Here is a 25,821-nt window from a genome sequence, read left to right on the forward strand (position 1 = left end):
TGCTCTTCACTCATCGTCCGACGACGGTAGTTGGTCGGTGTGTGATTAATCAAATAAACTGTCTTCAATCCGCGCGAGTTCTTCACGCAACTTGTAAACAAATTTTAGCTTACGAATATGATCTGCGGCTTGCTCTAACTGCGCCGCATCGTTGCTACCTAACAAGGTGCCCAGTTGAGCGCTATAACGCACATCTAAAGTTTTGATCTGATCTTCGAGATCCGCTGCCGCCGCTTCTGGGTCGGCCGCATCACGAATTTCCGCCAGCGCCTCGCGCAGCTCCATTTGCTCCATCAGAAACATCGGGTCTTGCAAGGTTTGTTGCTCAGCACGAATATCCACGCCTTGTTCGCTTAACATATATTCGGCGCGCTTTACTGGGTGCTTTAAGGTCGCAAAGGCATCATTGATCTCTGCGGTCTTTTGCACCGCAAGTAATTTGTCACGTTCGCTGCCACCGGCAAATTTATCAGGATGCACGGCTCGCTGGAGCTCGAGATAGTGTTGATTCAGTTTTGCTAAATCAAGTTGATAACTTGGGGCTAAGCCAAATAGTTCAAAGTAGCGCATGGCGTCCTATCTTCTGGATGCAGCAAAGCCCCACCATGGCAGGGCTTTGAACTTAAACAACAGGCACGGCGTTAGACAGTAAAACTCTCGCCACAACCGCATTCGTCTTTTTTGTTCGGGTTATTAAACTGGAACCCTTCATTGAGACCTTCACGGGTGTAATCCAGCTCAGTACCATCTAAATAAATCAGACTTTTCGCGTCGATGATGATTTTCACGTCTTTGTCTTCAAACACTTCATCACCTTCGTTGAGATCATCAACGAACTCAAGTACGTACGCAAGACCAGAACAGCCAGTGGTTTTCACGCCAACGCGCAACCCTAAGCCTTTACCACGATTTTTCAAAAAAGCCTGCACGCGGCTTGCTGCTGCGTCGGTTAGTGTCACTGCCATAGTTACTGGTTCTCTTACTTTGCGTGTTTACTCTTGTAGTCAGCAATTGCCGCTTTAATGGCGTCTTCAGCCAAAATCGAACAGTGGATTTTCACTGGTGGCAACTCAAGCTCAGCACTGATATCCGTGTTTTTGATTTGAGCTGCTTCATCTAGTGATTTACCTTTCACCCACTCTGTTACCAAAGATGAAGAGGCGATTGCACTACCACAACCGTAAGTTTTAAACTTTGCGTCTTCAATGATGCCATTGTCAGATACTTTGATCTGTAACTTCATCACGTCACCACACGCTGGTGCGCCAACCATACCGGTGGCTACACTTGGATCATTCTTGTCGAATGAACCAACGTTACGTGGGTTTTCTACGTGGTCGATAACTTTGCTACTGTATGCCATAACGCTTTCCTCACTACGCACGCCGCGCTTTACATCGCGGCACGCTTAAATGCTTAATGATGTGCCCATTCAACGCTGTTCAGGTCGATACCGTCTTTGAACATTTCCCACAGCGGAGACATTTCACGCAGACGACCGATAGAGTCTTTGATTAACTTAACGGTGTAATCTATCTCTTCTTCAGTGGTGAAACGACCAATGCTGAAGCGGATAGAGCTGTGCGCTAATTCATCATTACGACCTAACGCACGTAACACATAAGAAGGCTCAAGGCTTGCTGAAGTACAGGCTGAACCTGATGAAACCGCAATGTCTTTCACCGCCATCAGCAGTGATTCACCTTCAACATAGTTGAAACTGATGTTCACAATACCCGGTACAGATTGGTCTACGGTACCGTTGAAGTACACTTCTTCAATATCCATCACACCGTCAATCAAACGCTTACGTAGCGTGGCAATGTGAGCATGGTCTTGTTCAAAATCTTCTTTAGCGATACGAAACGCCGTACCCATACCCACGATTTGGTGCGTTGCTAACGTACCAGAGCGCATACCACGCTCATGACCACCACCGTGCATCTGCGCTTCTAAACGCGCACGCGGCTTACGACGCACGAATAACGCACCAATGCCTTTAGGGCCGTAAATTTTGTGAGCAGAGAACGACATAAAATCAACAGGTAAAGTGGCTAAGTCGATTTTCACTTTGCCTGCACTTTGTGCGCCATCAACGTGGAACATGATTTTACGGGCGCGGCACAAGTTACCAATTGCTTCGATATCTTGGATAACACCCAGCTCGTTGTTGACGTGCATTACGCTGACTAAAATGGTGTCATCACGCATTGCGGCTTCAAGCTTAGCTAAATCAAGTAGACCGTTATCTTCGACGTCCATATAGGTTACTTCAAACCCTTGACGCTCAAGCTCACGGCAGGTATCCAACACAGCTTTATGCTCGGTTTTTACGGTGATGATGTGCTTGCCTTTCTTTTGATAGAAATGCGCCGCACCTTTAATCGCTAGGTTGTTTGATTCAGTTGCGCCTGAAGTGAACACGATTTCACGTGGATCGGCATTGATTAAGTCAGCAATGTCGTTACGCGCTTGATCAATCAACTCTTCTGCCTGCCAACCAAAGCGGTGTGAACGTGATGCTGGATTACCAAAGGTGCCATCCATCGTCAGACACTGCATCATCGCTTCTGCGACACGCGGATCCACAGGGGTGGTTGCTGCATAATCTAAATAAATCGGTAACTTCATTTCTTTCTCCGCTCCACGCCAACTTAAAGTTGACAGCTGACCTGAATGTTATTCAATTGCTGCATCGCACTTTTGACCTGGTTGTCTTGTCGAGATGCGACAGATTGCACATCGGTATTCGACACCAGCTCAGCGAGCGTAATACTATTTAAAAATTCTTCGATCCGGACGCTTAAGTCAGACCATAATGAGTGGGTTAAGCAACGTAAGCCACTTTGGCAGCCCCCCGTGGCACCGTGACAGCGGGTTGCGTCAACGGATTCGTCGACCGCATTAATTACATCGCCTACGGAAATCGTATCAGCGCCACGACCAAGCAGATAACCCCCACCCGGACCACGCACTGAACTGACCAACCCATGTTTGCGTAAACGCGCAAACAATTGCTCTAAATAAGATAAAGATATTTCCTGACGCTCGGAAATATCAGCAAGGGGAACCGGCCCAATACTGGCATGCAACGCCACGTCCAACATGGCCGTCACCGCGTATCTACCTTTTGATGTGAGTTTCATGCTCGCCCCTTGCTAAAAATCAGACCGCAAATTGTAATTACCTGACTAAGATAGTCAAGTATTGTTGCAGGATTTAGCAACAAATACTTGATTAAAACAGTCAAGTATTACCTCACATTGTAATTACCTGAGTAATTTAGTCAAGTATTATCCAATTTTCTCTGCATACTGTCTCTACGCAGATAGTCGTAACTACTTATCAGTCTTGTCGGTAGAGCGATTAATTGAGGTCAAAATACCACGCAAGATATTGAGTTCTTGGTCTTCTGGGCGAGCGCGGTTAAACAAACGACGTAAACGCGTCATCACAATACCGGGATGCTGTTTGATGATAAATCCGGTCTCGTTCAAGGTGTGCTCTAAATGCTCGTAGAACAGCTCCATTTGCTGCGCACTTGGATAACGGGTTTCGTCTTCTACTACTGGCTTATCTTGCAAGTCTAACTGTGCCATGCGGGTTTCGTAGCACAGTGTCATCACTGCCATCGCGAGGTTTAACGAGCTATATTCTGGATTAGCCGGAATACACACATGGTAATTACATAGCTGTAGCTCTTCGTTGCTCAGGCCACTATTTTCGCGGCCGAATACCAAAGCAACAGGCCCATGCTGTGAGCCTAATACCAGCTTTTGCGCACATTCACGTGGCTCGACCATAGGCCAAGACAAAGTCCGCGAACGCGCACTGGTGCCGATTGTTAAAGCACAATCAGCGATAGCTTCTGCCAGCGTGGCAACGGTTTTACTTTTGCCCAGTACGTCAGTAGCACCTGCCGCCAAAGCACTCGCATGACTGTCGATTTCACATGCGGGATCAACTAAGATCAGTTGCGACAAACCCATGGTTTTCATGGCGCGCGCAACCGAACCAATATTGCCGGAATGGGAAGTGTTAACAAGGACGATGCGAATATCACTTAATGCCATCAGAGCACTCTCTTACAGTTCACGAAGGTTTTAACGGGCGCGGATTTTATCACAGCCAAACTCCCGCACCTAGTGTTTTGCACATTTCGTCAGCGTTCGACCAAGTGCTGCTGCACGCTAGTTTGCCTATCATTGCCCAATAAAGCGCCAAGCTGTCAAAATTTTACCTTTTACAACAGAGGTGTACAAATTTCAGCCAATAAATTTTCATTCTGTTGTTTACAACTAGACAAAAATCTCTAAAATACGCCGGCTTGAAATATTCCTGTTCTTTTAAAACCTAAAGGTAATGCTATGCATCCAATGTTAAACATTGCGGTACGCGCTGCGCGTAATGCAGGTAAGGTGATCCTTCGCGCCTGTGAAGATTTGTCAAAAGTTGAAGCCGAGCAAAAAGGCACAAATGATTTTGTAACCAACGTTGACAAAGACGCCGAAGCGGTAATCCGTGACACCATTTTAAAAGCGTATCCAAATCACGCAATTGTGGGTGAAGAACTAGGTCACACAGAAGGCTCAGATGCAGACTACCTTTGGGTTATCGATCCTCTCGATGGCACCACCAACTTCATCAAAGATATCCCACACTTTGCGGTTTCTATCGCGTTAAAAGTGAAAGGCCGTGTTGAGCAGGCTGTGGTATTCGATCCAATTCGTGGTGAGTTATTCACTGCTAGCCGTGGTCAAGGTGCGCAACTTAACAGCAAGCGTCTGCGCGTATCTAAGGCGAACGAGTTGACAGGTACTGTGTTAGCGACGGGCTTCCCATTTAAACAAAAGCATCACATGGATGCCTACACTGAAGCGTTCAAAGCGTTATTTATCCACACTGCAGACATCCGCCGTGCGGGTTCTGCGGCACTAGATATGGCGTATGTGGCAGCGGGTCGTATTGATGGTTTCTTTGAAATTGGCTTAAAGCCTTGGGACACCGCAGCAGGTGAGCTGTTAGTTAAAGAAGCTGGCGGTATGATCACTGACTTCGCAGGTGGCGCTAACTACAACCGTAGCGGCAACATCATTTGTGGTTCACCTAAGTTATGCCAAGCGATCGTTAAAGAGATCCGCCCAGTATTAACTGAAGCACTATTGAAGTAATTCTCCATTTCGAGGGCGCGAGGATCGCGCCTTTTTTCTGCCTGCTGGTTTTATCTTTGCCGTTAATCACTAAAAAACGGATTCTGCAACGGCAGCTCAATTGCCTCTTTTAATGGTAGCGCGGCCAAACTTTGCGCAAAATAACGTTCAAACAACGCATCAAATCGCCCATCCGCTTGAATGATTGCCAAGCCTTTCTCAAGCGCCTCAGCCAATTCTGGTTTGCCTTTATTGACAAAGAAATAAAACGCGGTGGGGTAACTGAGATACAAATTCGGCACTATAGCGAGCGGATACTGCTTAAATGACTGGAGTTCAGAGGCAGCTTCAATAAAAGACCGTGGAAAATAATCCGCTTGGTGAGCAGCAACCATAGCAAACATGGCGGGATACTTGGCAATAGGGCGTACGGCTAAATCATTATGAGCAAGAATTTTTGTATCAGGCCAATCATGACCTTGCACAGCGAGCAGCGTTTTTAAGTCGTTAAGGGTGCGAATATGGCTAAAGCGTTCAAGCTGATCTCGATTTACCAGCAACACCCGTTTACCTATATAGCCTTTAAACAGCGGCACCTTAATGGCGGTGGCCAATAGCTCTCGCTCTGGGCTGGTCATACTCCAATGCACATCCACTTTGCCTTGCGCCAGCATCATTAGCGTCCGCTGCTGATGAGGATGAACTTGGATAGGCTCTATATTTGCGGGATAGTTGGCGGCATTTAACGCCAACGCTAACACTTCAAATAGATATAAATCGCGGTCATATTGCACGCGCTGCTCTTTGGCAACATACACCACCGGCGTGGCGCTCCAAGTCCAACATGAGCCTAACAATAACATACTGCCGATAAGCCACTTCATGTTTCACCCCCTGAAGTTGCGTCTGCACTTACTCGCTTACGCTACACAGCCTGGAATATTTACTCAAGTGAATTATTGTCAGTATGGCAATGCGTTAGCTTTTTCCGCAGTGCGATTAATTCGTACCACAGGCACGGTTGGCTTACGGCGATTACAAATAAACAGGTAACTGTTGCGATAACGTTTGGCTTCTTTCTTGGCATCCGTTGCTAGCGCGGCGACTTGATGGCTATTTTGGCAATGCTCCAAATCGGGTCGCACTAAACCAATCGACAAAGTCAGTAATGGCACAAACTGCTTTTGCCCTTCGCGATTGGTTGCCCAGTAGCCGCCTGATTTGACATGCTCTGGAGTAAAGAAAGCTTTCGATTGGGCTTCAAAACCCTCAATGATGTCATGGCAAAGTTGTTCGGCGTCATCGCCGTCAAACACCACCATAAAATCATCCCCCCCAATATGGCCGACAAACGTTGGGCTGTAACGGCAGACTGCCAAAGTCACATCAGCCAAGAGCTTAATCACGCTATCACCACTGGCGTAACCGTATAAATCGTTAAATTGCTTGAAGTGGTTTAAATCTATATAAGCCAACGAGAAAGTTTGCTGAGTACGTAAGCGCTGCTCTATGGCTTCGTTAATGGCCACATTTCCCGGCAACATAGTGAGTGGATTGGCGTGCTGGGCATGGCGAATTTTTTCTTCGGTAATATGTTTGAGAATATCGCGTAGCGGCGCCAAACCAAGATAGCGGCCATCACGAGTAATAATGATATGACGACGGATATCAAATTCATGCTCGGTGATTTGCTGGCTCACTACATCCAGTTTGTCATTTTCATCTACGATGAGGGGTTGTTTATCCATCAGCTCAGTGACGGCCTTTTTGGCAAATAACGCATGCCCATACGGGCCTGCAAACACTTCGGTTAATTGGTCGCGGTGCAGCAGCCCAACTGGTCGCTGCAGCTCATCGACTACCGCTAAACTGGCGAGGCGCTTATCTTGTTCAAATACTTGATGGGCATCTTTGCACTTGGTGAGGTTTGTGATGGCGCGTTGATCTACCACTAAGTTGCCGATCACCAACGAGGATTGTAATGCGGTGCGTGGCCCTTCCAGTTTAAATTGGGCTAATTTGGCATGGCTTAATTCTTTGCTGGGACTAAGTGTCGGGCGCTCTAATAAATAGCCTTGCGCGTGTGCGATACCAAGGCTTTCTAACAGTTTTAGCTCTTCAAAGCGCTCAATGCCTTCGGCTATCACAGCGGTGCCAGTGGCTTTGGCAAGCTCCACTATGGTCTTTAAAAACTCACGTTTGACTATGCTTTGGTCGCAATGGTCAACAAAGTAACGATCCAGTTTGACAAAATCTGGGCAAAGTTCCGACCATTGCTTAAGGCCCGAATAACCCGCGCCCAAGTCGTCAATCGCAATACTCAGGCCTAGCTCACGATAGTGGGCGATGTTTTTCAGTAATAAAAAACCATCGTCGACTTTATCTTGCTCTGTGATTTCTATCACTACTCGATTGGCAGCAAGGCCGTACTTTTCAAGCAAGTGTAGGGTTTCACCACGGGGATGATGCGGATCTAACAAGGTAATGGGGCTAACGTTGATAAAGAGTTTACCCGGCAAGTCTTGGTCAACAAAACGTGCAATGGCGTTTGAGCGACACAGCAACTCCAGCTCAGATAGCCGCTCTGCTTGTTGCGCTGCACGAAATAAGGCGTCAGGTCGCTCCAACAAAGAACCTTTTGGTCCACGACTGAGCGCCTCGTAACCTAAGATCTGACGTTTTGCCATATCAATGATGGGCTGGAAAACTGTTGTTATTTCGCCTCGTGCAATGATGCTGTGTAATGCCTGCTGTTCGCTCACCGCGTCAAACCTAAAGAACTTGATTAAAAGTTGACTGACGTTAGCAGGGGTTTGTGACAAATATATGTCATTCGGATGACTTGTACCTAAGTTACTGGTTGAATAGTTTTCAAGCAAGCAATGCTATCTCGCGGTACCTCAGGCAATAGCTGAAAGTGCAGCCAAAGCAGCTGCTAAGGTAAAATATTATCAATACCAACAAAATTGGGCGTGACTTGCGCAGCATAAAAAACGCCGTTGTTATACACAACGGCGTTGTCAGGTAAGTGCTTAACATTCACTGCCATTACGGCATAGAGTCAAACTCCGCACCTTCTTTTTCCACTTCAACTGGGATCAAGTCTTCTTTGCTGATCCCCATCACGATGGCGATTGAGCTGGCAATATATACTGACGAATACGTACCCACAAACACCCCGAATAACAGCGCTGTGGCAAAACCATGGATGGTTTGACCACCCCACACAAACAAGGCAATTAATACCAAGATGGTGGTTAATGAAGTGATCAAAGTCCGGTTTAACGTCTGCGTCAAAGAAATATCGACAATTTCAATGGTGTCATCAAGACGAATTTTACGGAAGTTTTCACGAATACGATCAGATACCACGATAGTATCGTTGAGTGAGTAACCTATTACCGCCAAAATCGCCGCCAAAATGGTTAAATCAAACTCAAGACCAAGGACTGAGAACAACCCCATAGTGATCAATACGTCATGGAACAATGCCAGAACCGCACCCACCGCAAAACGCCATTCGAAGCGAAAGGCAACGTAAACCAAGATACAGATCAGCGAAGTTAACATCGCCAAACCGCCCTGCTCTTTGAGATCTTCGCCCACACTTGGGCCTACGAACTCAATGCTGCGCATTTGGATATTCGGATCAACCAACTTAAGTACATTGATCAACTGGTTACCAATCACTTCTGCTTTTTGTTCGTCCTTACGTGGCGCTAAACGTACCAAAACCTCGGTACTGTTGCCGTAAAGCTGCACTGCAGCGTCAGCAAAACCGTTTTCGGCTAACACTTTACGTACTTTGGCTAAGTCTGCTGGCTGAGAAAAGCTCACTTCAACTGACGTACCACCAGTAAAATCTAAGCCAAAGTTAATGCCTTTGGTTGCCATCGACACCACAGACGCCACCATTAGCAGTACAGAAAACGCCATGGCGATATTACGTGCTGCCATGAAGCGAATGGTGCCTTTAAGATTTAATAATTGCATCTTCGCCTCCTAGATTGACAACTTAGTGACGCGGCGGCCACCAATGATCAGGTTAACCACTGCTCGCGTACCAACAATCGCAGTGAACATTGACGTCATGATACCTATCGCTAACGTAACTGCGAAGCCTGCAATTGGACCTGTACCCACTGAGAACAGAATAATTGCGGCAATTAAGGTGGTGATGTTGGCATCAAAAATTGTACTGAACGCACTGTCATAACCACAGTGGACGGCTTGTTGTGGACTGCGGCCATCAGCTAGTTCTTCACGGATACGTTCGAAAATAAGCACGTTGGCATCCACCGCCATACCCACAGTCAGTACGATACCAGCAATACCTGGCAAAGTTAGCGTGGCGCCTGGGATCATCGACATCACGCCGACGATGAGCACTAAGTTTGCACCTAGTGCAAGGTTAGCTATCATGCCAAAGCCTTTGTAATACACCGCCATAAAGGCCAGTACAAATGCAAAACCTAGCACTACAGCGGTCATACCCGCATCGATGTTTTCCTGACCTAAGCTTGGGCCAACGGTACGCTCTTCAACGATTTGAATTGGCGCAACTAAGGCACCGGCACGTAGTAACAAGGCAAGATTATGCGCTTCAGCTGGACTATCGATGCCTGTAATACGGAATGAGCTATTTAAACGCGCTTGGATGGTTGCAACGTTAATCACTTCTTCCACTTTTGTTGGTGGTAGCGCTTTACCGTTTTCATCTTTCTTGCCTGATGGTTTGTACTCAATAAACACCGTAGCCATACGCTTACCGATAGCCCCCTTAGTGAAGGCATTCATCTTCGCGCCGCCTGCGCTATCTAGGTTAATATTAACCTGCGCACGTTGGTATTCATCTAAGCTGTTTTGCGCACCGGTAATATGGCTACCTTCTAAAATCACGCGCTTTTTCAGTACCACTGGATAACCATCTTTGTGGTTGATCACTTCACTGCCTGGTGGCACACGACCTTCGGCTGCTGCTCTAACATCAGCAGCTTCGTCTACTTCACGAAACTCTAGGGTAGCTGTTGCACCAAGAATCTCTTTTGCCAATGCGGTATCTTGTACACCCGGTAACTGCACGATAATACGCTCAGCACCTTGGCGCTGTACGTTTGGCTCAGCTACACCTAACTGGTTAATACGGTTACGAATGATAGTTTCGTTTTGCTTTATGGCGTAATCGCGAATTTCTTTGAGTTTTTGCTCACTCAAACTGACAAAAAACGCATTCGCATTGCTGCTGTCATCGACGATGACATTAAGTGGGTCACGTTTTCTCAAAAAGCGCTGCGCCGCGTCTTTATCGGCTTCGTCACGCATTTCAATCACCAGTCGCTCGCTGCCAGCAACGCGACGTACCGTACGGTAGCGCAGCTTTTCTTCACGCAGACTAGAGCGGAAATCTTGTTCCATTTGGTTCAACGCATTATCAAGCGCCGTTGCCATGTCCACTTCCATCGTAAAGTGCACACCGCCGCTTAAGTCGAGGCCAAGTTTCATTGGGTTACCACCCAAGTTCTTGAGCCACTCAGGTTGCGCTGGGGTCATGTTGATAGCAGAAATATACTCTGAACTCAGCTCGTTACGCAGTGCATCTTGCGCTTTTAGCTGTTCTTCAACGTTTTTAAAACGCACCAAAATTTGGCCGTTTTCTAACGCCGCCGATTTAGGCGTTAATCCCTGTTTTGTGATGATGTCATTCACTTGGTCCAACACGCTCAGATCAGCATTGGCGCCTTTAGTACCAGAAACTTGTATGGCCGGATCTCGGCCATACAGATTCGGTGCCGCATAAAGCAGGCCCATTGCCAATACAGCGAGGACAAGTAAATATTTCCAGAGTGGATACTTGTTTAACACTGTTTGGTCCTTTCTTATTATAGTGACTTCATGGTGCCCTTTGGCAGCACAGCGGTGATAGCCGCTTTTTGTACTGTCACTTCCGCTGAATCGTTTAATGCGATCACAACGAAATCTTTGTCGTCAGCCACTTTAGTGATGCGACCAACTAAACCACCTTGGGTTAATACTTCGTCGCCTTTGGCTAGTGCGCCCATCAGTTCACGATGATCTTTTACACGCTTTGCCTGTGGACGATAAATTAGGAAATAAAATACCAAGCCGAAAATACCCAGCATGATCAACATTTCCATACCACCACCCGCTGGTGCTGCGCCGCCAGTGCTGGCGTGAGCTGAAGAGATAAATAAACTCATTGTGCTTCCTCTTAGTTTCTTTAATTTTTAATTTTGTCTTACCCGCAGTGCTTGGCACTGCAGGTAGGCGGCAAGTAAGCTCATCCCAACAACATAGATTTGCTATGTGATTAGGGTGAATTAGCCGCCAACACCGCTGCAACTTTAAGTCACAGCGGTCTATTCGGTCTGTGCCAGCTCTGGCACTGGTTTACCGCGACGCGCATAAAAATCAGTGACAAATTCATCTAACTTGCCCGCTGCAATCGCATCACGTAGACCCGCCATTAAACGCTGATAGTAACGTAAGTTATGGATAGTATTAAGACGTGCACCCAAAATCTCGTTACATTTGTCTAAATGGTGCAAATAGGCACGCGAATAATTCTGACAGGTATAGCAATCACATTCCGCATCCAACGGGCTAGTATCGGTTTTATGCGCCGAGTTACGAATTTTTACCACACCATTAGTAACAAACAAATGACCATTACGCGCGTTACGGGTTGGCATTACGCAATCGAACATATCAATACCACGGCGCACCGCTTCAACCAAGTCTTCTGGTTTACCCACACCCATTAGGTAACGTGGTTTATCTGCTGGCATTTTATGCGCACAGTGATCAAGGATATTGATCATGTCTTCTTTTGGCTCGCCTACCGACAAGCCACCTAAGGCGTAGCCATCAAAGCCAATGTCTTCTAAGCCTTGTTGCGAAATCGCTCGCAGCTCTGGATACATACCACCTTGGATGATACCAAACTGAGCTGCTTTATTGCCTTCGTGGGCTTGTTTAGAACGCTTTGCCCAACGTAACGACAACTCCATTGAATCACGCGCTTGCTTTTCTGTCGCGGGATATGGCGTACATTCGTCAAAAATCATCACAATGTCTGAGCCGAGGTCGCGCTGCACTTCCATCGCACGCTCGGGTGTCAACATGATGCGCTCACCATTAACCGGCGATTTAAACAACACCCCTTCTTCACTGATTTTGCGCATTGCGCCGAGGCTGAACACTTGGAAACCACCTGAATCCGTGAGGATAGGTTTGTCCCAGTTCATAAAGTCGTGTAAATCACCATGTTGTTTAATGATTTCTGTGCCAGGGCGCAGCATCAAATGGAAGGTGTTGCCCAAACAGATTTGCGCACCCGTACCGGCTAATTCTTCTGGCGTCATGCCTTTTACCGTACCGTAAGTGCCAACGGGCATAAACGCTGGAGTTTCAACTACACCACGTTCAAATATCAAACGACCTCGACGGGCTTTGCCGTCAGTACAATCTAATTCAAATTTCATTTTGACCTCATTAAGTCGGAAAAACAGTCCAACTGATCGCGATTCAAACCCGATGTTTGCTCACAATCCAACATACTAAACCGCCCGATTTTACCTTGTTTGGTAATGCAATACTAATTATTGGGGCAAAAAGCCTGCTAAAAGGGCGTAAAATTAAAAAGCCCTGCGCATTGGCAGGGCTCTTGGGAAGTTACTTGAGTTGTTGCCTAGTGAGGAACATGGCATCACCGTAGCTAAAGAAGCGATATTGCTCTGCAATCGCTACTTGGTAGGCATTCATGATGTGTGATTGACCCGCAAAGGCACTCACCAACATAATCAAGGTTGATTCCGGTAAATGGAAGTTGGTGACCATGGCATCCACTACGTTAAACTGATAACCCGGATAGATAAAAATATCGGTATCACCGTAGAATGGGGCAATCTGTCCACCATTGGCTTTCGCCGCAGATTCCAAAGAGCGTACCGAAGTGGTGCCTACCGCAATAATACGCCCGCCTTTAGCTTTGGTTGCAGCAATTGCGGCCACTACTTCTTCAGGCACCTCAATGTACTCTGAGTGCATCACATGCTCTTCTACAGAATCAACCCGTACCGGTTGGAAAGTTCCCGCGCCGACGTGTAGCGTAACAAAGGCCGTATTTGCGCCTTTGGCTTTGATTTGCTCGAGGAGCTTTTGATCAAAATGCAACCCTGCCGTTGGCGCAGCCACTGCACCCGGTTTGGCACTGTACACAGTTTGATAGCGCTCTTTATCGGCCTCGTTATCCGGGCGGTCGATATAAGGCGGTAAAGGCATATGGCCGATGTCTTCTAACACCTCAAACACAGATTCGGCGCAATCAAAACGTAGCTCAAACAACTCGCCTTGACGACCTAACATAGTTGCTTCGACTTTGCCTTCAAGGATAAGTTTGGCATCCACTTTTGGCGCCTTGCTTGCGCGCACATGTGCCAGCACGCGGTGCTCATCGAGTACACGCTCGACTAATACTTCAATTTTCCCGCCTGATGCTTTTTGACCATACATGCGAGCTGGGATCACTTTGGTGTTGTTAAACACGATCAGGTCGTTAGCATTGATATATTCGAGAATATCGCTAAAGGTACGGTGAGCCAGTGCACCGCTATTCCCATCAAGCACCAATAAACGGCTAGACGTACGCTCCGCTTTTGGAAACCTAGCAATAAGTTCATCGGGAAGTTCAAAACTAAAATCTGCAACGCGCATGACGGACCTCTTTTTTCAAAATTGCCGCAAGTCTATTGTGCCCGTTTGCCATAATCAAGTGCTTGTCTCTTGCACAAATTCGCATTACTCTAGCCCTCTCACTGCAGGGTAAACCATAAGCTTGTTTAAAATTGGCTTACCTCAGATTATTTTTTCTTTCTTAGCAATGTATTAGGTCGAGGTTCAGGTGGCGCATCGGGTTATCATGGGAGTGGAGTTGTATCACCATGGCTGAACAGCTGACGTTATTAATTTTGAATGCCAGTGAAGCAGAGCGGGCAATTGTCAAAAAGACGCTCAGTAACCTCGACGTGTTTCAGTTTATCGAAAGCAGTGATAGCTTAGATGCGTTACAGATCCTCAAAGTGCGCGCGGTGGATGTCATTATCAGCGGCCTGAATGTCGGTAAAATAGACGGCTGGCGTTTTGCCCGTATGATACGTTCTGGTTTGCTAAAAACCCCGAAAAACACCCCAATCTTGCTTACACCACCAACTTATTGTGAGCGCATCGCCGAAACCACAGCCCGTAGTTATAGCATAGATGCGGTACTGCCCTTTGAACGTCAAGATATGTTACCGCAAGTGCTGGCGAACGTGTTGTCGACCCATTTGGAAAAAAGTAGCCGCCTCAATTTACTCTTGTTGGAGCCGCGTGAAAGCCGCGCCGCCGAAATTTGCCAACATTTAGCACTCAATTTTGCCTGTACTCATGTCACTTCGCCAAACGCTGCTTTGTCACTGTATTTGCAAAACAAATATGCCATTGTGCTGCTTGATGCAACCGCCACGCGAGCTGAAGCGGCCAAACAGTTGCTGGAAAATATCCTTAAACACAATCCTAACCAAGCGATTGTGACCATTATTGATAATCGCGATGCGGACTACGCCGAGCAGCTGCTGCTCTTGGGCGTCACCGATTTTGTGCGTGAGCCTTATGACATTACGATTTTAAGTAAAGTCTGTGACCATGCCGCGCGGCGCGAAGACTTTATGGTGAGCTACGCCGAATTTGCCGATAAAGTTGAGCAACTCAGTCGCAGTGAACAAAGATACAAGGATCTCTTCTCTGCCCACCAACGCATTTTGCTCCACCTCAATACAGTCGTCATGGAGCTTGATGAAGAAGGTAAAATTCGCTTTATTAACCCTGCTTGGGAGCAACTTTCTGGGCATGGCATTAAAGCCAGTTTAGGCATGAGCTTAACTCAATTTACCGCTACCACCAGTCAACGTGCATTAGCCAAAACACTCGCTATGGTACTGGCGAGTAAAGAACAGCAAACCCAAATTGAAATTCAGTTAAAACACAAATCAGGCCGAGAGGTATGGGTTGAGTGCCGCTTCCAAGTGATCAAAAACAGCACCAGCAAAGCCACGGTTACCGCCACCATAGACAATATTCATGAGCGCAAAGAAGCTGAACTACAACTGCGCCATTTAGCGCTACACGATACCTTAACTGGCCTCCACAACCGCTATTACTTTGACCAGCAACTGCAGATTTTGTGTGCCGACACCAAAGCCGGTGATGCTAACGCCGAACACGCGCTTATTTATATTGACCTTGACCACTTTAAAATCATTAACGATTCCAAAGGACACCAACAAGGCGATATCGTACTCAAAGAAGTCGCTGCGTTATTCGAGCACTGCATTGATGACGAGCATTTAATCTTCCGTATCGGCGGTGATGAATTTGCAGTGTTGCTCCGCAACAAATCCTTACTTGATGCCCATTTAGTTGCCGAAGGGATTTGTATGGCTATCGATAGTCACCAATTTCATTCTGAAGAACAAAGCTATTCCATCAGTTGCTCAATTGGATTAACGCAGATCACACTCGCCAACTGTGACCCTAGTGAATGTTTGAAGCAGTCTGATATCGCGCTTTATGTGGCAAAAAGCCTTGGCCGTAATTTGGTGCACTGTTACAGCAAAGAAGATTCCCATAACAACGCGATGCAAACAGGCTTGGAATGGGGCCACAATGTCCGTCAGGCACTGCAAAACGACCAAATTGAGTTGCATTATCAACCCATTTGGGATTTTAAACGCCGTTGCGTTGCTTACTTTGAAGCTTTATTACGGCTACGAATTAATGGTGAGCTGATTTACCCCAATCAGTTTATTCCCGCCTTAGAAATGCTTAACGACACCTTTTTGATGGATCAATGTGTTGTACGTCATGCTATCCGCGCAGTTTCTGAGCATCAGGCTTTAAATCAGGTGGCCATTAACTTATCGGCGCAATCTTTCCTCGATGAGCGTTTGTTACCGCATATTCAAGCTTGTTTAAGCGAATATCAGGTGTCACCATCACGCGTCATTTTTGAAATAACCGAATCTGCCAGTATCAACAATCTCACCGCCACCCGAGCTATGATAGAAAAGCTCAATGATCTCGGCTGTCATTTTTCCATCGATGATTTTGGCACTGGTTTTAGTACCTTTAGCTATTTAAAACAATTACCCGCCCAGCACGTCAAAATTGATGGCTCTTTTGTGCGTGATATGCTCAATGACCCAATTGACCACGCGCTGGTCAAAGCAGTCAATGATATTAGCCAATCTTTAGACAAGCGCTCTGTGGCCGAATACGTTGAAAATGAAGATATTTTTAATGCGTTATTGGAAATTGGCGTGGACTACGGACAAGGTTTTTATATTTCCAGACCTTTACCGATTAGCGCCTTGGCGGATGCACTAAAAACTATTTTGGTCGACAAAACAATCTGCTAACACTTTTAAACTATTTATTGCTTTCACTTAACTAAATAGTGGCTATACTTAAGCCTACAACACGATGTCGCCTAGGAATGGGAAATTCCAAAAAAAATAGCGACATCGAGCTAACTAAGATCAATCACTTAAATAAACCGAGTTGCTAACACTTTGTAATACATAACACTATTTTACCGAGTGACGCCAACAGCGATAAGCAATCGAAGTTTATGAAACTTTATCCAAGTGCTTGTATTAGTGAGCTTTTAATGGACTTATAGGAGGTTTACTATGTTTGCTCTGCTGTCATTTTTATTAATTGCGAATTTGTTTATCGCCCTTCAATGCTATAAAAATGCCCATGTGAAGGGATATCCTGTCAAGCTGTTTACTTTTTTAGGCTTTGTCCCTTACTTCAACTTGGTGGTTTGGGTCTACTTATTGTTTTTGCCCGACCTGTCCGAGTCACCCCAATTTAAGCAGTCATAGCTGCGTGTTGTCGGCAAAAAAGAGTAACGGGGCGTCAAAACGCCCCGTTGGTTTTATCACTACAGTGTTTTAGTACCAAGCATCTTTAGAGTTGACTCTCTTTAAAACTCAGTCTTTTTAAAACTGATAGTTTTGTGCTTTAGCCAGCAACTGCTCTGCTTTGAGCTTACCGCTCACGCAATCTTGTACATCTTCTTTGCTATACACTTGGACCACACGCTTATCATCTATTACACCGCGGATCACAAAGCTAATATATTGATCTTTAGGTAAGCTCTTAAGTCCTGCACCATAATCACATAATGACTGACTCAGAACCTTGTCTAGAGTCGACTGAATGGCTTGCTGTGCCGCTTGCTGCTGTTTCTCTTGCATCGCCTTTTGCTCTTCTAAGCGCTTACGTATTGATTGCTGCTCACCATTCAGGGCTTTTTGCTGGCTTTGTAATTGAGTAATTTTCGCTTCTAACTCCTTAATGCGATTTTGCAATTCCGCCTGTTGGTCCTTTTCTTGCAGCCTTTGGTTGAAGCTCAAGTCGCGTTTCTCTCGTTCTAAATCACGAATATCACGCTGCACTTCACGCTCTTGCTCTGCAACTTCACGGACTTGTTCTGCTTTCTCACGCACCGCATCTAAAGCGGCACGGTATGCTTCACGAGACGCCTCAGCAAAGCCTTCACCAAATTCGCTAAACTGCTCAGAGATCACTTCAAAATTTTCTGGGTCGACTTGAATAAAATTGGTTACATCATTGCTATGCTTAAAGGCACTAAACCAAGTTTTGCTCGAAGAGCGCACACTGAGCTCAAATACCACGCCTTGGTTTTGCAGGTAATAGCCATTAATCTGCTTGACAGATTTACCGGTATCATGGCGCAGTGAACTCTCTAACACATTTTCAAAAATGCCCACATCACGGCTCATTTGCTCCATATCAATGTTGTCACTCTTCGCTTTCGCCTGTGCCAATAATGGCAAAGCTAACGAGATAGCCAAAATGGCTGCGGTACGTTGGAAGGTCATGTTACTGCTCCTCTAGCTTGGTCATATTGTTGGCTAAGCTTGTCATCGGCTGCTGCTCAACCTGCTCGGCCAAATCGTTCAATTGTAGTTTTAATAGCGCTTGATCTTGCGCGCGCTGGGTTTGTAAATAAGCCAACAAGCTCGACATATCTTCTTTGCGCTCTTGCCTGCTGGTCGATAACACATGCTGCACGGCTTCCAGCAGTTGCTGATTCTGCGTGCTTTGTTGTGTCTGACGAGCATTCATTAAAGTATCCAAACGAGTCTGCTGTGCTTGCAGAAGCGTTTGTTGTGCGGTCAATTGCGTCATCAAACTCTGATTTTGCTGCCACACCATAACACTCGAAGTGAGCGCCACAGCAGCAACACTTGCCGCTATTGCCAGAGGTAACCAAGTTTGTGTGTTGCGCGCTGACACTGGCGGAATAAACGTTGCCTCACGGTCCCACTCTGGCACAGGCTCTGGTTTAAACTCTGCGCTCATGGCCTGCCAGTTTTGCGCTTCTTCCATCATTTGTGCATAGTCAGGGTTCGCTTGAAGTGCAGCCAGCTCAGTTTGGCTAAGCGGCTGCTGCTCCAGCCATTTCATAAATAAGCGCTCTAAATCAACCATGGATCACCTCCAACTGCCCTTTCATTTTTTTCAATGCACTATATAAACGGGTTTTCACCGTGTTCACTGAGAGGTCGCACATTTGGGCAATTTCCTCAAAAGTAAAATGTTGAAAAAACTTCAGTTCTATTACCTGACGCTGTTCATGGGTGAGCGCCTGTAGAGCTTGGTGCACTTGTTGATTGTCTAACTGCGTTAACAATGCCTCTTCTTCACCTTGCACATGAGCTTCCGGCGCTTCTTCAAGTCCAGTAGTTGGTTTACGTTTACGAAAGTGGTCAACGCACCGGGCATGTGTGAGGCGAAATAGCCAAGTTTTAAATTGGCAATCACCAGCAAACTGTGGCAGCGCTTTAAATACGCTGACGAACACTTCCTGCATTAAGTCGCACGCGTCGTCGCGATTGCCAACCAAACGCAGGCAATGATTAAACACTATGCTTTCATGGCGCTTCACCAATGCCAGCCAAGCTTGTTTATCGCCTTGTTGTGCCTTGCGGATGAGTGCCGCTTCAGATGAAAAAATCACGATTGCCCTTCATTTTTCTTAGTTAGTCGTGACTTTGCTAAAAATAGTTTGGTGGGAAAATAAAAAATATCGCAACTTTTTACATTGCGCTTGAATATGAGCGGCCAGCACTGCGTACCGACCGCATTATAGCTTACGCGGCGCAGCGAGCCTGAACAAAGTCACAGACCTTATCACTGAACAAACGGAAATCACGGATCCGTCCTGTGGTTTTACGCCAGATCAAACCAATGTCACGATAGGCATCCCCTTGCGAGGGTCTTACCACCATGTTTTTACCAGCCAAAATCCCCGCATTAATCGCCATTTGTGGCAAAAATGTCACGCCATTTTGATATTCCACCATGCTCAGCAGAGTATGAAGATTGGCCGCTTCAAACGGGTTAATACACTCACTACGATTTAAATGACAAGCACTTAACGCATGCCCTGTCATGCAATGCTCACGCTCTAGCAAAAACACACTGTGTTCTGGTAGCTCATTAAAATCGACCACAGCTTTGGCTGCATCGTAGTCTTTATGGTGCACTAGCGAGAAGCGATCATGAGCAAGGATTTGGGTATGAAAACGTTCAGTATGGTAAGGTAAAGCCAACATAGCCATATCGACATGACCATGTTCTAGTTTATCTAGCAGGTTATCACTGGTGTCTTCAACCAGAATGAATTTCAGATCAGGAAACACTTCTTTGCAATATTGATAGAGGGGTGCCGCAATAAAACTGGCGATGGTCGGGATCACCCCTAAGGTGAGCTTCCCGCTCAGTGGGTGCTTGTAACTGCGAGTGAGCTCTTTGATGCTCATGGTATCATCAATAATTTTACGCGCCCGTACCACTACTTCTTCGCCCACATCGGTAAACATTAAGCTACGGTTCTCGCGCTCAATCAGCTGACAACCTAAGATCTCTTCAAGATTTTGAATGGCGCTACTGAGCGTCGACTGGCCGATAAAACAGGCAGTTGCTGCTTTACCAAAATGCTGGTGCTGATGCACCGCGAGTAGATATTGTAATTGTTTGATACTTGGAAGGTTATTCACAAATTTTTCGCACCTCAAATAAAAAGACCCCAGCACCAAAGGTGCTGAGATCTTTTCAAGCTAAAAGTCTGTTTAACCCCAACACCTAGCAACAGCTTGCCAGTGCGTGGGTAAGGTAGTCAAGCTTTAACCGCCAAAACCTTTATACGCCAAATACAGTGCGTAGTACGTAGAATATAACAATAGATAGTGCAGCACCAACTGGCAAGGTAATTACCCAAGAAACCACAATATTTCGGATCACCGCCATATTCAGCGCCGCGATACCACGTGCCATACCAACCCCTAATACCGCACCCACTAAGGTTTGTGTAGTAGAGATAGGTAAGCCAGTACCTGATGCAATAACAACCGTTGACGCCGCAGCTAATTCAGCAGCAAAACCTCGGCTTGGTGTTAAGTGAGTGATACCTTCACCAATTGTCTTGATCACACGCTTACCAAGTACTGCAAGACCAACTACGATACCTACGCCGCCTAAAGGTAAGATCCACCAAGCCAGCTCAGCTTTCTTAGCAATTTCACCATTGTGCTCAACAATACTCACTACCGCAGCCAATGGACCAATGGCGTTAGCAACGTCGTTTGAACCATGGGCAAAGGCCATACAACAGGCAGTTAAAACCATTAATACCGCGAATACTTTTTCCACGTTTTGGAACTGTGCTTTCTTGGTAGAAGACGGATCGATCTTCAAACGGCTAATAGCGAATTTACCAACCAATGCTACAACTACAGCAATAGCTACCGCCAGTAAAAAGCCCTCCGTAGTGCCCATTTGTAAGCCTACGTGTTTTAAGCCTTTCTTGATGGTCACTAACGCCATTACAAAGCCAGCTAAGCCCATGTAAATAGGAACGAAGCGTTTGGCGTTTTGCAGTGGTGCATCAGTATCAAAAATCAGCTTTTGCGCACTCATAAAGATGAGATAAGCAATAAATCCGGAGATAGCTGGGGTAATGATCCAGCTACCGACGATACCGGTTACTTTGTCCCATTGTACCGCGTCGCTGCCAACTGCCACCAACGCGAAACCAATAATCGCACCGATGATAGAGTGAGTCGTTGAGACTGGCCAACCTAAATAAGAGGCCAATAGCAACCAGACTCCAGCGGCAAATAGTGCGGAGATCATCCCCAAGACCATCAATTCTGGCACATCGATAAACGGTGTCGAACTGATGATACCGCTGCGAATTGTCGATGTTACTTGCCCACCGGCAAGGTAAGCACCCGCAAATTCAAAGATCATCGCGATAATAATCGCTTGTTTAATTGTCAGCGCTTTAGAACCTACCGAGGTTCCCATCGCATTAGCCACGTCGTTCGCGCCAATGCCGTACGCCATAAAGAAACCAACCACTGCGGCGATGATGACCAGCACAGAGCCATAGGATGCAATGATATCCATTGTATAACCTTAACCTTTTTTAAAAGAACTGCCTGATGTTAGCGAGCTAACATCATCTCTAATCTTGATCCCACACGCTCAGCCTGATCGGCCAGCGTACCAACCCATTCGATGATCTTGTACAAGAACATCGCATCGATGGGGTTCAATTGAGCTTCAATGGTTTGAAGTTCACGGCGGATTACGATTTGCATATCGTCTGTGTCTTGCTCGATTGCATCTAGTTCCACCAACATTTTCTCTACGAAGGTTACTTCACGGCCACGGAAGCCCGTTTCAAGTAGCTCGTCGAGTTCGTTGATAGCTTCTGATGCCATTTTAGTTGCATCAACACAACGTTTTACGTAGTCGAGAAAATCACCTTGGATAGACTCTGGGATCACCATTTCGCGACCAATAACACGGCCTGCGATGTCTTTCGCTTTGTTGGCAATTTTATCCTGATGGGTAATAAGGTCGAGCAGATCCGTACGCTCAACTGGCATGAATAAGCCACGTGGAAGTTGTAGGCGGACGACGCGTTTGAGCTCATCGGCTTCGCGTTCTAGGTTTCGAATCGTCTGATGTAATTCAGAAGCTTCTTTCCATTCACCTTTGAAGACATGTTCAAAAAATGGCACTAAGGTTTCTGACGCCTGGTGCACAATTTTGATATGCTCTTCGATTGGTTTAATAGGAGACTTAGCAAATACTCCTAAAAACGCATTTGTCGGCATAACTGACCCTTAAATCATATTTATATGCTTGCAGCATGAATTTTACAGCATTCAACCGGAATTTGAACGCTTTTTCTTAGGCGCTTTAGCCTACACTGCGCGAAATAAGCTGTTTTGATTTCGCGCAGGCCTTCATAACATCACAAAAACTTTTCGATATCTTCTTGAGATGTATGACGAATATCTTTGCCATTAACAAAATAAATGACATATTCAGCAATGTTTTGGCAGCGATCACCAATACGTTCCAAAGAGCGTACTGACCAGATCAAATCCATGATTTTTGGGATTGAACGCGGGTCTTCCATCATATAAGTCATTATTTGACGGGTTAATGCCTCGTATTCGCGGTCAATTTTAACGTCTTCTTTATGCACTTCGAACGCACGGCGGGCATCCATCCGAGCGAATGAATCCAGTACGTCATGCAGCATTTTCGATACCTGACGCCCCATATTCTCAACATTCACCAACAAATCTTGCTGATCTTTGGTGAATGAATCGAGTGCCACTTTGGCAATGCGCTCCGACTCATCGCCAATACGCTCGAGGTCTGCGATGGTTTTTGCAATCGCCACCACCAGACGCAAGTCACTGGCCGCTGGCTGACGCTTGGCAATAATGCGCGTACATTCTTCGTCAATGCTCACTTCCATGGCGTTGACGCGATAATCGTTTTCAGCAACCCGACGCGCTTTTTCTGCGTCATTACCAACGATAGCATCCAATGCTAAGTTCAGTTGCTGCTCAACCAAGCCACCCATACTGAGTACATGGTTACGAACATTTTCCAGCTCTTCGTTAAAGCGCCCAGAAATGTGTTTATTGATATTGTGTTCCATTTTCCAACCCCTTACTGATTGTACTTTTCAGGCTGAATGGTTTAACCGTAACGACCAGTGATATAGTCTTCAGTTTTCTTTTTCACTGGTGTCGTAAATAGCGTATTGGTGTCTGAATATTCAATCAGTTCACCCATATACATAAACGCAGTTTGATCTGACACACGCGCAGCCTGTTGCATGTTGTGTGTCACTATCACGACTGTGTATTTATTTTTTAAATCGTTGATCAGCTCTTCGATAACCAAAGTCGAAATAGGATCAAGTGCTGAAGTTGGCTCATCTAATAATAGCACTTCAGGCTCAATCGCTATAGAACGGGCAATCACTAAACGTTGTTGTTGACCACCCGATAAACCAAACGCACTGTCATGTAGACGGTCTTTAACTTCGTCCCACAGCGCAGCACCGCGCAGTGACTTTTCCACCACTTCATCAAGCTTACGTTTGTCTTTGATCCCTTGTAAACGCAGGCCATACACCACATTCTCATAAATAGACTTAGGGAATGGGTTAGGACGTTGGAATACCATCCCAACGCTACGACGCAAGGCCGCAACATCAACGCGCTTGTCGTAAATGTTTTCGCCATGCAGGTTGATTTCACCTTCGACACGGCAACTATCAACCAAATCATTCATACGGTTGATACAACGCAACAAAGTCGATTTACCGCAACCAGATGGCCCGATAAATGCCGTCACTTGGCCTTTCGGGATCTTCATATTGATGCTTTTCAGTGCCTGTTTATCACCATAGTAAAGATCTAAGTTTTTGATCTCTAATGCAGTCAGCTCAGGACTTAAATTCTCTAAATCAAGCTTTGTCTGACCGTTGGCTTGATTCACATGAGGCGCTACTGTAATCATTCTGAATACCTACTTAAATACTTTACGCTTAGTGTTCTAGAGCACGGAATTTTTCACGCAAGTGATTGCGGATCCCGATAGCTGTAATATTGAGTGCCACAATCACTGCTACTAATAGGAATGCAGTGGCATAAACCAGCGGACGCGCCGCTTCAACGTTTGGACTTTGGAATCCCACATCGTAAATGTGGAAACCTAAGTGCATAAATTTACGGTCTAAATGCACAAATGGGAAGTTACCATCAATAGGTAGCGTAGGCGCCATTTTGACCACGCCCACCAGCATCAAAGGAGCAACCTCACCCGCGGCACGGGCAACGGCTAAAATTAAACCTGTCATAATCGCAGGGCTTGCCATCGGTACGACGATACGCCATAAGGTTTCTGCCTTAGTCGCACCCAGCGCCAATGAGCCATGACGCACCGCACTTGGAATACGCGATAAACCTTCTTCTGTTGATACAATGACCACAGGCAGAGTTAGGATAGCTAAAGTAAGTGCCGACCAAATCACCCCAGGTGTACCAAAGACTGGACTTGGTGCCGCTTCTGGATAGAACAATTCATCAATTGAACCACCTAACATATAGACGAAGAAACCTAAACCGAACACCCCGTAAACGATAGACGGTACACCCGCAAGGTTAATGACCGCGATGCGGATCATTTTCGTGATGGCGTTTTTCGCTGCATACTCGTGCAAGTAAATCGCGGCTACGACACCAAAAGGCGTCACAATCACCGCCATTAACAGCACCATAAACACTGTACCAAAAATCGCTGGGAATACCCCACCTTCAGTATTGGCTTCACGCGGGTCGTCGCTGACAAACTTGCCTAACTGGACCACATAATGACCTAGCTTTTGCATAAAGCTCATGTCATTTGGGAACCACACGTCAAGTACTTGGTATAACGGTAAAGTGACTTCTTCACCACGCATATCACGCACTACTACTTCATCGCGCTTAGCCGCTTTACGCAGTTCAAATAACTGCTGCTCTAGCGCTTTATACTGCTCGCGTAGTGATGCACGTGCTGCCGCCAGTTCTGCGACGCGCTCATCAGTGAGCGCTTCATCTAACAAATAGCCACGCTCTTTTAAGCGCAAACGCTCAAGTTCATAGTTAATATGACCAATATCACCGTTTTGCAAATCAAGCGCTTTGTCGTTTAAATCTACCGCACGCGCGACCAATTCGTGTAACGTCTCAATCGGCTGGTCGGTGACAACTTTGCCATCGGCAATAACACGCTCAACGTAACCATAAAAGTTACCGTTTTTGCTACGTTCAAACACAGCCAAGGCTTTTGGCACGTTAAACGAAGCGATATCGGTGGTTAATACCCAACGGAAATCCAGTTCCACGTATTCGCGGTTACCAGTTTTTACCAATAAACGCTCAACGTGCTCTGCCTGATAATCACCCAGTTCAATGCCCGCTGCTTGCAAACGGCTGGTCGGCACCAGCTCTCGGTCATACACTTCACCGATCACTGTGTGCTTGCTGCCGTTATTGTCGTTGATCTGAATTTCAACCACTTGTGATGGCCAGAAAAACGATAAACCACGCCAGGCAATCATAATAAGTAGCCCAAGGACCGAAATTAAGCTGATGCTGACCGCGCCACCTGTCATCCAAATCCAAGGAGAGCCTGACTTAAACCACTGCTTTACCAT

General features: G+C 46.2%; 25 protein-coding genes. 3 read left to right on the plus strand and 22 right to left on the minus strand.

Annotated features, from left to right (window positions below; all coding sequences use genetic code 11):
• Nucleotides 1-45 precede the first annotated feature (45 nt).
• The 6 genes from hscB to trmJ form a co-directional block, all read right to left on the minus strand.
• On the minus strand, nucleotides 46-570 hold the full coding sequence (gene hscB / locus ACFOEE_RS13440) for a co-chaperone HscB (RefSeq protein WP_377125090.1): 525 nt from the start codon (nucleotides 568-570) through the stop codon (nucleotides 46-48).
• Nucleotides 571-641: 71 nt separating this feature from the next.
• Nucleotides 642-965, minus strand: a complete 324-nt coding sequence (gene iscA, locus ACFOEE_RS13445; protein WP_377125092.1) for an iron-sulfur cluster assembly protein IscA — start codon at nucleotides 963-965, stop codon at nucleotides 642-644.
• Between the two features lie 14 nt (nucleotides 966-979).
• Nucleotides 980-1,363, minus strand: a complete 384-nt coding sequence (gene iscU, locus ACFOEE_RS13450; RefSeq protein ID WP_377125094.1) for a Fe-S cluster assembly scaffold IscU — start codon at nucleotides 1,361-1,363, stop codon at nucleotides 980-982.
• Nucleotides 1,364-1,416: 53 nt separating this feature from the next.
• Nucleotides 1,417-2,631, minus strand: coding sequence for an IscS subfamily cysteine desulfurase (locus ACFOEE_RS13455; protein ID WP_377125096.1), 1,215 nt, complete (start codon nucleotides 2,629-2,631; stop codon nucleotides 1,417-1,419).
• Nucleotides 2,632-2,654: 23 nt separating this feature from the next.
• A complete protein-coding gene (gene iscR / locus ACFOEE_RS13460; protein WP_377125098.1) occupies nucleotides 2,655-3,146 on the minus strand; it encodes a Fe-S cluster assembly transcriptional regulator IscR in 492 nt (163 codons plus the stop codon).
• 192 nt (nucleotides 3,147-3,338) lie between these two features.
• Nucleotides 3,339-4,073 carry a tRNA (cytosine(32)/uridine(32)-2'-O)-methyltransferase TrmJ gene (gene trmJ / locus ACFOEE_RS13465; protein ID WP_377125100.1) on the minus strand — a complete coding sequence of 245 codons (735 nt, stop codon included), beginning with the start codon at nucleotides 4,071-4,073 and terminating at the stop codon, nucleotides 3,339-3,341.
• 294 nt (nucleotides 4,074-4,367) lie between these two features.
• Here trmJ and suhB point away from each other — a divergent pair, with 294 nt between their 5' ends.
• Nucleotides 4,368-5,171 carry an inositol-1-monophosphatase gene (gene suhB / locus ACFOEE_RS13470; RefSeq protein WP_377125102.1) on the plus strand — a complete coding sequence of 268 codons (804 nt, stop codon included), beginning with the start codon at nucleotides 4,368-4,370 and terminating at the stop codon, nucleotides 5,169-5,171.
• A gap of 62 nt (nucleotides 5,172-5,233) precedes the next feature.
• Here the strand turns inward: suhB and ACFOEE_RS13475 are convergent, their stop codons facing one another.
• The 7 genes from ACFOEE_RS13475 to queA all read right to left on the minus strand — a co-directional run bounded on the left by ACFOEE_RS13475 (nucleotide 5,234) and on the right by queA (nucleotide 13,883).
• Nucleotides 5,234-6,034 carry a substrate-binding periplasmic protein gene (locus ACFOEE_RS13475; protein WP_377125104.1) on the minus strand — a complete coding sequence of 267 codons (801 nt, stop codon included), beginning with the start codon at nucleotides 6,032-6,034 and terminating at the stop codon, nucleotides 5,234-5,236.
• A gap of 78 nt (nucleotides 6,035-6,112) precedes the next feature.
• The gene (locus tag ACFOEE_RS13480) at nucleotides 6,113-7,912 is read right to left on the minus strand and encodes a bifunctional diguanylate cyclase/phosphodiesterase (protein WP_377125106.1); all 1,800 of its coding nucleotides are present in this window, start codon (nucleotides 7,910-7,912) and stop codon (nucleotides 6,113-6,115) included.
• Nucleotides 7,913-8,198: 286 nt separating this feature from the next.
• A complete protein-coding gene (gene secF, locus ACFOEE_RS13485) occupies nucleotides 8,199-9,143 on the minus strand; it encodes a protein translocase subunit SecF (protein ID WP_377125108.1) in 945 nt (314 codons plus the stop codon).
• A gap of 9 nt (nucleotides 9,144-9,152) precedes the next feature.
• Entirely contained in the window at nucleotides 9,153-11,012 is a 1,860-nt protein-coding gene (gene secD / locus ACFOEE_RS13490; protein WP_377125110.1) for a protein translocase subunit SecD, read from the minus strand.
• Nucleotides 11,013-11,029: 17 nt separating this feature from the next.
• Complete coding sequence (gene yajC / locus ACFOEE_RS13495; protein ID WP_377125112.1) at nucleotides 11,030-11,368, minus strand: preprotein translocase subunit YajC; 339 nt, start codon at nucleotides 11,366-11,368, stop codon at nucleotides 11,030-11,032.
• Between the two features lie 159 nt (nucleotides 11,369-11,527).
• The gene (tgt, locus tag ACFOEE_RS13500) at nucleotides 11,528-12,652 is read right to left on the minus strand and encodes a tRNA guanosine(34) transglycosylase Tgt (RefSeq protein ID WP_377125114.1); all 1,125 of its coding nucleotides are present in this window, start codon (nucleotides 12,650-12,652) and stop codon (nucleotides 11,528-11,530) included.
• Between the two features lie 190 nt (nucleotides 12,653-12,842).
• A complete protein-coding gene (gene queA, locus ACFOEE_RS13505) occupies nucleotides 12,843-13,883 on the minus strand; it encodes a tRNA preQ1(34) S-adenosylmethionine ribosyltransferase-isomerase QueA (protein ID WP_377125116.1) in 1,041 nt (346 codons plus the stop codon).
• A 227-nt stretch (nucleotides 13,884-14,110) separates the two neighbouring features.
• Between queA and ACFOEE_RS13510 the strand changes: the two genes are divergently transcribed.
• Together ACFOEE_RS13510 and ACFOEE_RS13515 are read left to right on the plus strand one after the other, a co-directional pair.
• Nucleotides 14,111-16,624: an EAL domain-containing protein gene (locus tag ACFOEE_RS13510; RefSeq protein WP_377125118.1), complete on the plus strand. Its 2,514-nt coding sequence runs from the start codon at nucleotides 14,111-14,113 to the stop codon at nucleotides 16,622-16,624.
• A 273-nt stretch (nucleotides 16,625-16,897) separates the two neighbouring features.
• Nucleotides 16,898-17,095 (plus strand): hypothetical protein, encoded by a 198-nt coding sequence (locus ACFOEE_RS13515; RefSeq protein ID WP_377125120.1) that lies wholly within the window; start codon nucleotides 16,898-16,900, stop codon nucleotides 17,093-17,095.
• Nucleotides 17,096-17,212: 117 nt separating this feature from the next.
• On the opposite strand, the gene ACFOEE_RS13520 is transcribed toward ACFOEE_RS13515, so the two are convergent.
• From ACFOEE_RS13520 to pstA, 9 genes are all read right to left on the minus strand, one after another.
• A complete protein-coding gene (locus ACFOEE_RS13520) occupies nucleotides 17,213-18,118 on the minus strand; it encodes a hypothetical protein (protein ID WP_377125122.1) in 906 nt (301 codons plus the stop codon).
• Nucleotide 18,119: 1 nt separating this feature from the next.
• Nucleotides 18,120-18,731 carry a hypothetical protein gene (locus tag ACFOEE_RS13525; RefSeq protein WP_377125124.1) on the minus strand — a complete coding sequence of 204 codons (612 nt, stop codon included), beginning with the start codon at nucleotides 18,729-18,731 and terminating at the stop codon, nucleotides 18,120-18,122.
• Complete coding sequence (locus tag ACFOEE_RS13530) at nucleotides 18,724-19,260, minus strand: RNA polymerase sigma factor (protein WP_377125126.1); 537 nt, start codon at nucleotides 19,258-19,260, stop codon at nucleotides 18,724-18,726. The genes ACFOEE_RS13525 and ACFOEE_RS13530 overlap by 8 nt, the downstream gene beginning before the upstream one ends.
• A 133-nt stretch (nucleotides 19,261-19,393) precedes the next feature.
• Nucleotides 19,394-20,302 carry a hydrogen peroxide-inducible genes activator gene (locus ACFOEE_RS13535; protein WP_377125128.1) on the minus strand — a complete coding sequence of 303 codons (909 nt, stop codon included), beginning with the start codon at nucleotides 20,300-20,302 and terminating at the stop codon, nucleotides 19,394-19,396.
• A gap of 142 nt (nucleotides 20,303-20,444) precedes the next feature.
• Nucleotides 20,445-21,713, minus strand: coding sequence for an inorganic phosphate transporter (locus tag ACFOEE_RS13540; protein ID WP_377125130.1), 1,269 nt, complete (start codon nucleotides 21,711-21,713; stop codon nucleotides 20,445-20,447).
• Between the two features lie 38 nt (nucleotides 21,714-21,751).
• The gene (locus tag ACFOEE_RS13545) at nucleotides 21,752-22,429 is read right to left on the minus strand and encodes a TIGR00153 family protein (protein ID WP_377125132.1); all 678 of its coding nucleotides are present in this window, start codon (nucleotides 22,427-22,429) and stop codon (nucleotides 21,752-21,754) included.
• Nucleotides 22,430-22,569: 140 nt separating this feature from the next.
• Nucleotides 22,570-23,271, minus strand: coding sequence for a phosphate signaling complex protein PhoU (gene phoU / locus ACFOEE_RS13550; protein ID WP_377125134.1), 702 nt, complete (start codon nucleotides 23,269-23,271; stop codon nucleotides 22,570-22,572).
• Between the two features lie 41 nt (nucleotides 23,272-23,312).
• Entirely contained in the window at nucleotides 23,313-24,140 is an 828-nt protein-coding gene (gene pstB, locus ACFOEE_RS13555; protein ID WP_377125136.1) for a phosphate ABC transporter ATP-binding protein PstB, read from the minus strand.
• A 28-nt stretch (nucleotides 24,141-24,168) separates the two neighbouring features.
• Complete coding sequence (gene pstA / locus ACFOEE_RS13560; protein ID WP_377125138.1) at nucleotides 24,169-25,821, minus strand: phosphate ABC transporter permease PstA; 1,653 nt, start codon at nucleotides 25,819-25,821, stop codon at nucleotides 24,169-24,171.

The sequence above is a fragment of the Pseudoalteromonas fenneropenaei genome, from assembly GCF_042643375.1.
Lineage (GTDB): Bacteria > Pseudomonadota > Gammaproteobacteria > Enterobacterales > Alteromonadaceae > Pseudoalteromonas > Pseudoalteromonas fenneropenaei.

Coding starts and splice junctions, on each gene's coding strand:
- iscR (WP_377125098.1), bottom strand. CDS start 3,146: ATGAAACTCACATCAAAAGGTAGATACGCGGTGACGGCCATGTTGGAC.
- ACFOEE_RS13515 (WP_377125120.1), top strand. CDS start 16,898: ATGTTTGCTCTGCTGTCATTTTTATTAATTGCGAATTTGTTTATCGCC.
- phoU (WP_377125134.1), bottom strand. CDS start 23,271: ATGGAACACAATATCAATAAACACATTTCTGGGCGCTTTAACGAAGAG.
- ACFOEE_RS13545 (WP_377125132.1), bottom strand. CDS start 22,429: ATGCCGACAAATGCGTTTTTAGGAGTATTTGCTAAGTCTCCTATTAAA.
- hscB (WP_377125090.1), bottom strand. CDS start 570: ATGCGCTACTTTGAACTATTTGGCTTAGCCCCAAGTTATCAACTTGAT.
- suhB (WP_377125102.1), top strand. CDS start 4,368: ATGCATCCAATGTTAAACATTGCGGTACGCGCTGCGCGTAATGCAGGT.
- trmJ (WP_377125100.1), bottom strand. CDS start 4,073: ATGGCATTAAGTGATATTCGCATCGTCCTTGTTAACACTTCCCATTCC.
- ACFOEE_RS13510 (WP_377125118.1), top strand. CDS start 14,111: ATGGCTGAACAGCTGACGTTATTAATTTTGAATGCCAGTGAAGCAGAG.
- ACFOEE_RS13520 (WP_377125122.1), bottom strand. CDS start 18,118: ATGACCTTCCAACGTACCGCAGCCATTTTGGCTATCTCGTTAGCTTTG.
- ACFOEE_RS13540 (WP_377125130.1), bottom strand. CDS start 21,713: ATGGATATCATTGCATCCTATGGCTCTGTGCTGGTCATCATCGCCGCA.
- ACFOEE_RS13455 (WP_377125096.1), bottom strand. CDS start 2,631: ATGAAGTTACCGATTTATTTAGATTATGCAGCAACCACCCCTGTGGAT.
- ACFOEE_RS13475 (WP_377125104.1), bottom strand. CDS start 6,034: ATGAAGTGGCTTATCGGCAGTATGTTATTGTTAGGCTCATGTTGGACT.
- tgt (WP_377125114.1), bottom strand. CDS start 12,652: ATGAAATTTGAATTAGATTGTACTGACGGCAAAGCCCGTCGAGGTCGT.
- secF (WP_377125108.1), bottom strand. CDS start 9,143: ATGCAATTATTAAATCTTAAAGGCACCATTCGCTTCATGGCAGCACGT.
- iscU (WP_377125094.1), bottom strand. CDS start 1,363: ATGGCATACAGTAGCAAAGTTATCGACCACGTAGAAAACCCACGTAAC.
- pstA (WP_377125138.1), bottom strand. CDS start 25,821: ATGGTAAAGCAGTGGTTTAAGTCAGGCTCTCCTTGGATTTGGATGACA.
- pstB (WP_377125136.1), bottom strand. CDS start 24,140: ATGATTACAGTAGCGCCTCATGTGAATCAAGCCAACGGTCAGACAAAG.
- yajC (WP_377125112.1), bottom strand. CDS start 11,368: ATGAGTTTATTTATCTCTTCAGCTCACGCCAGCACTGGCGGCGCAGCA.
- queA (WP_377125116.1), bottom strand. CDS start 13,883: ATGCGCGTTGCAGATTTTAGTTTTGAACTTCCCGATGAACTTATTGCT.
- iscA (WP_377125092.1), bottom strand. CDS start 965: ATGGCAGTGACACTAACCGACGCAGCAGCAAGCCGCGTGCAGGCTTTT.
- ACFOEE_RS13525 (WP_377125124.1), bottom strand. CDS start 18,731: ATGGTTGATTTAGAGCGCTTATTTATGAAATGGCTGGAGCAGCAGCCG.